5 protein-coding genes are annotated in these 5546 nt (G+C 55.9%); all 5 read right to left on the reverse strand.

Going from position 1 to position 5546, the window contains the following annotated elements; all coding sequences use genetic code 11:
• A partial coding sequence (locus tag ABJK56_RS08630; RefSeq protein ID WP_347244262.1) for a glycosyltransferase family 4 protein occupies positions 1-817 on the reverse strand: 817 nt, incomplete at its 3' end.
• A 27-nt stretch (positions 818-844) separates the two neighbouring features.
• The gene (locus ABJK56_RS08635) at positions 845-2017 is read right to left on the reverse strand and encodes a glycosyltransferase family 4 protein (protein ID WP_347244263.1); all 1173 of its coding nucleotides are present in this window, start codon (positions 2015-2017) and stop codon (positions 845-847) included.
• Positions 2018-2074: 57 nt separating this feature from the next.
• Positions 2075-3076 (reverse strand): glycosyltransferase, encoded by a 1002-nt coding sequence (locus ABJK56_RS08640; protein WP_347244264.1) that lies wholly within the window; start codon positions 3074-3076, stop codon positions 2075-2077.
• On the reverse strand, positions 3063-4286 hold the full coding sequence (locus ABJK56_RS08645) for a glycosyltransferase family 4 protein (RefSeq protein ID WP_347244265.1): 1224 nt from the start codon (positions 4284-4286) through the stop codon (positions 3063-3065). The genes ABJK56_RS08640 and ABJK56_RS08645 overlap by 14 nt, the downstream gene beginning before the upstream one ends.
• The coding region (locus ABJK56_RS08650) for a polysaccharide pyruvyl transferase family protein (RefSeq protein WP_347244266.1) at positions 4283-5546 on the reverse strand (1264 nt) is incomplete at its 5' end. The genes ABJK56_RS08645 and ABJK56_RS08650, both read right to left, overlap by 4 nt.

The following is a 5546-nucleotide window of genomic DNA, read 5'->3' on the forward strand; positions in this document are numbered from 1 at the left end:
CATTAGAGTTTAGCCCAAGTTCTTCAACAAGCTGCAATGTTTTTTTAGTCATATCCTCCCGCTTTGATTTCGGTTGTCCGGCCACGACGAGATGCAAGCGGTCCTTAAACGGCACCATTGCCTGGAGGAACAGATCAAGATTTTTATCCGGCCGAATGTCGCCAAAGAACAAGGCTACTTGTTTATTTACTGGGATGCCATACCGGCGGCGCAGTGTTTCTTTGTCCGCCTCCGGCGGCCCATGATAGTTAGGTCCGTGCTGGACAATAAAGACACGGTCAGCGGAGACCCCAGCAAAGTCAATGATGTCTTTTTTTTGATATTCGCTGTGGACGAAGATGGCCGCACATGCACGGTAAAGTCGCTTGAGCTGTTCGATCTCGTATTTGTACCAAATCAATCCCTGAGAACGTCGCACGTCGTGGGCGGTGGCCACAAGCTTTATTCCAGCCTTTTTCAACGCCCTTGACCAAATAGCGAACGTCACGTGGGGAATTGTGGAGAGATGAAGGATATCTGCTTCCCACGCCCGGGCATGAGCGATTGCCCGTAATGGATTAACAAAAAGATTGATGCCGAAACGAAGCCGTCTCCTTATCGGCACGGGATGTGTGATATCACGCAATCCCGGCCAAATCGGGTAAGTTGCTTCTTTGAGATAATGGTAACTGGGAATGCACGCCAGTTCGACTTCCAGCCCTGGTTCCTTGATCATCCGCGTGAGCAGTTCATGAACGTACCGCCCGATGCCCCCACCGGGAAACGCGAAATAGTGCAACACACGCACAGGTCGTTCGGACTGGCTCGCTTCCATCATGGACATCTGGGCAAGCTGAGGGACAAATTAGGAAGTGCTTCCATGCGCAGAAACGGGCAGTGGGTTCCCGCACGCGACTTGATAGTAAAGAGACGTCAGGCGCTCGACATGCTGTTGCACCAGGAAACCGTTGCGGACGGTGTCCAAACCCGCTTTTCCCATGCGCATTAACGTTTCTGGCGCGTTAATTAGACTTTCAATGGCTGCCGCAAGGGCGTGATGGTCCTTGGGCGGAACGAGTAAGCCATTTTCACCATGCCGCAACCACTGGCGTACCCCACCCACATCACTGGCCACCACGGGCAGACCAAAGGCCATGGCCTCCAAGCCCACAATCCCCAGAGTCTCCGGGCAGATTGAGGGAAACACAAAAAGCGTGGTAGATTGCAATAAGCTGGGGATCTCGTGCCGTGACGCCCACGGCCGAACTTCCAGTCGCGATGCGCAACCAGAGTCTGTAGCGAGCCTGTCGATGGCCTTTGCACTAGTATTGTCTACATCGCCTACCATAATTCCTCGGACATTGGGAAGCTCTCCCAAGGCCCTGATAAAGACATCATACCCCTTGATCGGCCGCACTCTTCCCATGAAAAGAATGGTTGGCTCTTTCGGCAGAGGCCGCGGTTCTAAACGTGGCTCCAGGGGGCAAAAATACGGCAGCGTCACGGTGCGAAGTGGATCGAAATCCATCGCAAGGAGCCGTAATCGGACCGACTCGCTCGGACAAATGACCGCGTGAAATTCCCTGCGCCACCGGCAGAAAGTTTTCACCCGCCGGTAATAAGCGATTGCAAAGCGAGGCCTCGGCGTTAAACACCGTTTGAAAATCGTTATCACAAAACACGCAGGGCTGGCCTTTCGGTTGCAGATTGTTTTCGTCCGCCGGTGGAAGAAACTACCCGCCGGGCAAAGGTACAGATAATCATGACAGGTGACAACAGTGGGGCCAAATTCCAAGCACGCTCGTAGCACTCCCAGATTATAGATTCGGTGCACATGGATGAGGTCTGGTTGGACTGTGTTAAGGAGCTCCTTGACTCTTGCAAAGCCAAATTGCTCTGCTTTTTTCTCCGGCTTTCCTAAATCTGGCAAGTGATATGAGCGAGATAGCAAAGACGAGTTACCTCGGGCAAATGCGTAGTGCTGCTCGATCCCCGCCGACTCCAGAGCCGGGATCAGATGGAGGAGATACGTTTCCACTCCCCCTGTCCAATTCAAATGTTCGTTCAGATGAAGAACTCGCACGGTAACACGTTATCAGTTGATTTCTACGGGCTGCGGCCCACCCGTTGGAGCGTGTTCCACGAGGCCCGGCCATCCAATTGCTCGAAGATATTGCAGCCAGACTTTTCGATCATGGGATGGCGAAATCAGTCTTGGTAACAGCGGTACAAGATCAAGATGAGCCCGCAGAAAGGAACGAAACGGTATCGCTGACCTCCCTAAGAGAGACCGAGCAAAATTACGTGGCAATTCCAGTGCGAGATACCACACAAGCCCCGCGAGCCGGTTTTTCCACTTCCACCTCGCTGCATAGATGACGCGGTTGCGACAGATCCATCGGGCCCGCCGCAAATACGCTTTGCGGTCGGTAGTCACTGAACCACCGTAATGGCCGACGCGTCCCCGGGTGCAAATACCCACACGGTAGCCAGCCGTGGCAATCCGGCGGCACAGGTCATAGTCTTCGTAATAGCTGCCGTAGATGGGATCGAATGGCCCGGCTTTCATCAAGGCCTCTGTGCGAACCACCATGGCCGCTGCAGTGATCTCCGGAACCTCCACAAACTCCGGCAAATCGTTGAAAGACCCCCGGACGCCCTGTTGCAAACGTTCATACAGTTCCGGATTGGCCTTGGCGCAAGTAACGAACGCCTGATCCCAGGTGGTGCCGTCGTAGTTTTCAATGAGCGGAATAACGGCCGCCACCATTTCATCCTTTTCCATCATCGCCAGACAGGCGGACAACCAATCTTCGCGCGAGATCGTATCCTGGTTCAAAAAGCAAACAAATTCGCTGTCCAGGCCACCGTTGACAAGAGCAAAATTATTGGCTTCGGAGAAGGGCATCGAAAATGGTGTTGCGAGAGCTGAAATTTTGTCCATTTCCCTCGCGAGTTGAACCACCATGTTATTACCACCATTGTCAACTAAAATAACTTCGTAATTATTGCACGAGACCCTTCTTAGTGAGTCAAAACAAGGTTTGAGCCACCGTCCAGAGTTATAGGCGATAAGGATAATCTTAACTGGAAACACCGCAAAAATCCCCGCGCGACGGCTCAGTTGAAGAAAAGGCCGATTTCAGCATCGCAACAACCGATTCCACATAGCAGTCCCGGCTAAATCTGTTTTTACAGAGGTTTCTGGCTCGGGCAACCGCTCTGCTGACTGACTCTCTCTGAAACAGAGAAGAAATCAAGGCCCTAGTCAATTCATCTGTCTCCCCATATTCCACCAAAAACCCTGTTTCCCCGTGGGTGATTGTTTCTGCCAGGCCGCCCACACGCGTGGCGACGACGGGGGTTCCCACGGCCATGGCCTCAACGGCCGTCCGGCCAAAGGACTCCGAGCGGCTGGGAATGCAGACGACATCGCACGCCCGGTAGAACGTCGCCATGTCCGCTACCGTTCCAAGGAAGTTCACGTGGCTAGCCAGTCCACTTGCGTTGACGTGCGCCTGCAACTTCTGCCGGTAGCCGGGATCACCATCTCCTGTGATTGCAGCCAGTACGTCGGGCACGGCGGCCACCACTCCCGGCAAGGCTTCCAGAAAGAATTCATGCCCCTTGACAGGTCGCAAGGTCCCCGGCACACCGATGATCAGCCGATCCAGGGGCAGGCCCAGTTGTTGGCGTGCCTCTGCCTGCGTCAGATCAAGCTCGAAAAATCGGTCCTCCACGGCATTCGGGATGAGCACGGTTTTACCTTGGCAACTGGAACCAACCACGTTCTCCCAAACAGCCCGGGAAATGACGACGACTCGCTCGGCCAAGGACTGAAGACATCGGCGCACAGCCCACCGGCCACCCGGCCAAGGATCGTGCATCTCGCCGCCCACATCGTCGAAAAGCTCCCGCACATGCCAGATGCACGGCACACCACACCATTTGGCAGCCAAGGCTCCGGAAAGACCGGTCAAGGTGTTCACATAGACGATATCGGGACGCAGTTGACGCACCCGTCGGGCCAGGCGTCGGGCAGCCCGCCAGTCGCGCCACCAGCGTCGCAGACGACGGTGCTTCGGTCCTCCCGCCAGCCACTGCCCGTGGGAAAGAATTTCCGTCGTGCAGCCGCGGGATTCGTATTCCGCTCGCATGGCTCCATCCTGGGCGAAGATGACATGCACCCGGGCCCCCAGTTCCTGGAGGGCCTCGACGATCATCAGCCCACTTGTCGGCGAGCCCGACGGTTTCGCGGTGAGTTGGACAAAAAGGGCTGAAGTGGGCGAGGCAATCCCAGCTTTCACTGTTTTGAAGGCCTCGGAGAACCTGAGGCCGCAATACTTCCAACCATGGCGCGACTTGCAGTGGTGCCCCCCTCGGTTGTCGGGCACACCACCGCATCGACCGCATTCCACATCGCGTGGATCGCGTGGCGGATCCGTTCGTTGCTCCCTCGGAGTTTCTCAACCACCCGTTCCCGAGTGGGCCCTTCGAGGACTGCGGCAATCGTCGCCTGGGCTCCGGCGCGATCGGCCACCTGGACCACAGCCTCCGGACACCCGTATTCCCCCATCAGCTCCTCGTATTTGTGGCTCCAGCCGATGGCTAAACTGGGCACACATTGGGAGAGAGCACCCACGAGGGCGTGAAAACGGGAACTGATCACACCATAAGCTGTGCCCAGAATCCCTTTTAAGCGTAGCGGACACGTCTCTTCGACGACGTCAATCGGCCCTCTGAAGTGATCTTTGATAGGTCCAATCAATGCGCGATCTTCCGGGGTATGAATGAGAAGGGTCACCCGCAGGCCCCGGCCTGTCACCATCTCAATGAGATCGGCGAGAAATGGGATGTATCCCTGCGCCGTGGACCCGTCTGTTTTATCGAGCATTCGCATGTTGGGGACGACAAATACCGTATTGGGCTTGGGTTCAAAGCCCTCAGGCAAAACGCCTTCAACGAGGGGCGTAAAATCTGGGGCCATTTGGATATTCGGCCGCTCCCCGGCCACATCGACGAGGTGTTTATAGGATCGCTCTTCCCTAGCGAACACAAGGTCGCAATGGTCGACGAGTTCACGACAGGCCCTCCGTATGGCCGACGTCGTGAATGGGCCAAATGCTTGGGGCAGGAGAATGATCTTTTTTCCATCGTTCTTCCACCGCCGGCACTGGCGGGCCATCTGTTCTGTGGGACCTGGGCCGTGCTGGTCGCCGAATGCGAAGCCCGAGGCGTCAATCACCGCCGTGATGTCGCTTTCGGCAGCCAGACCATACTTCTTTCGGAACGACCGATGAGCCCACACAGCCACCAGTTTGGAGCGGCCCAACCGCCTTTCCGAAAGGAGAGTCCACAGGCCATATTTGGCGCGATCGGGATAGGGACCGAACCACGGGGGCACAGCAAATTCCGGCGGGTTCGGTCGCGAGCGGAAGTGCTGGAGGGCCGCAATGGCCATCAGCTCCGCCCCTTTATTATGTGTCCCCGTGCCGTGAAGGAGGATCATGGCTGCTCGAAATTGTACGATCGGAGGAGCGGAAGGGGTTTCTTTACTGATCGTGGGA

This window comes from Thermogutta sp. (assembly GCF_039793925.1).
GTDB lineage: Bacteria > Planctomycetota > Planctomycetia > Pirellulales > Thermoguttaceae > Thermogutta.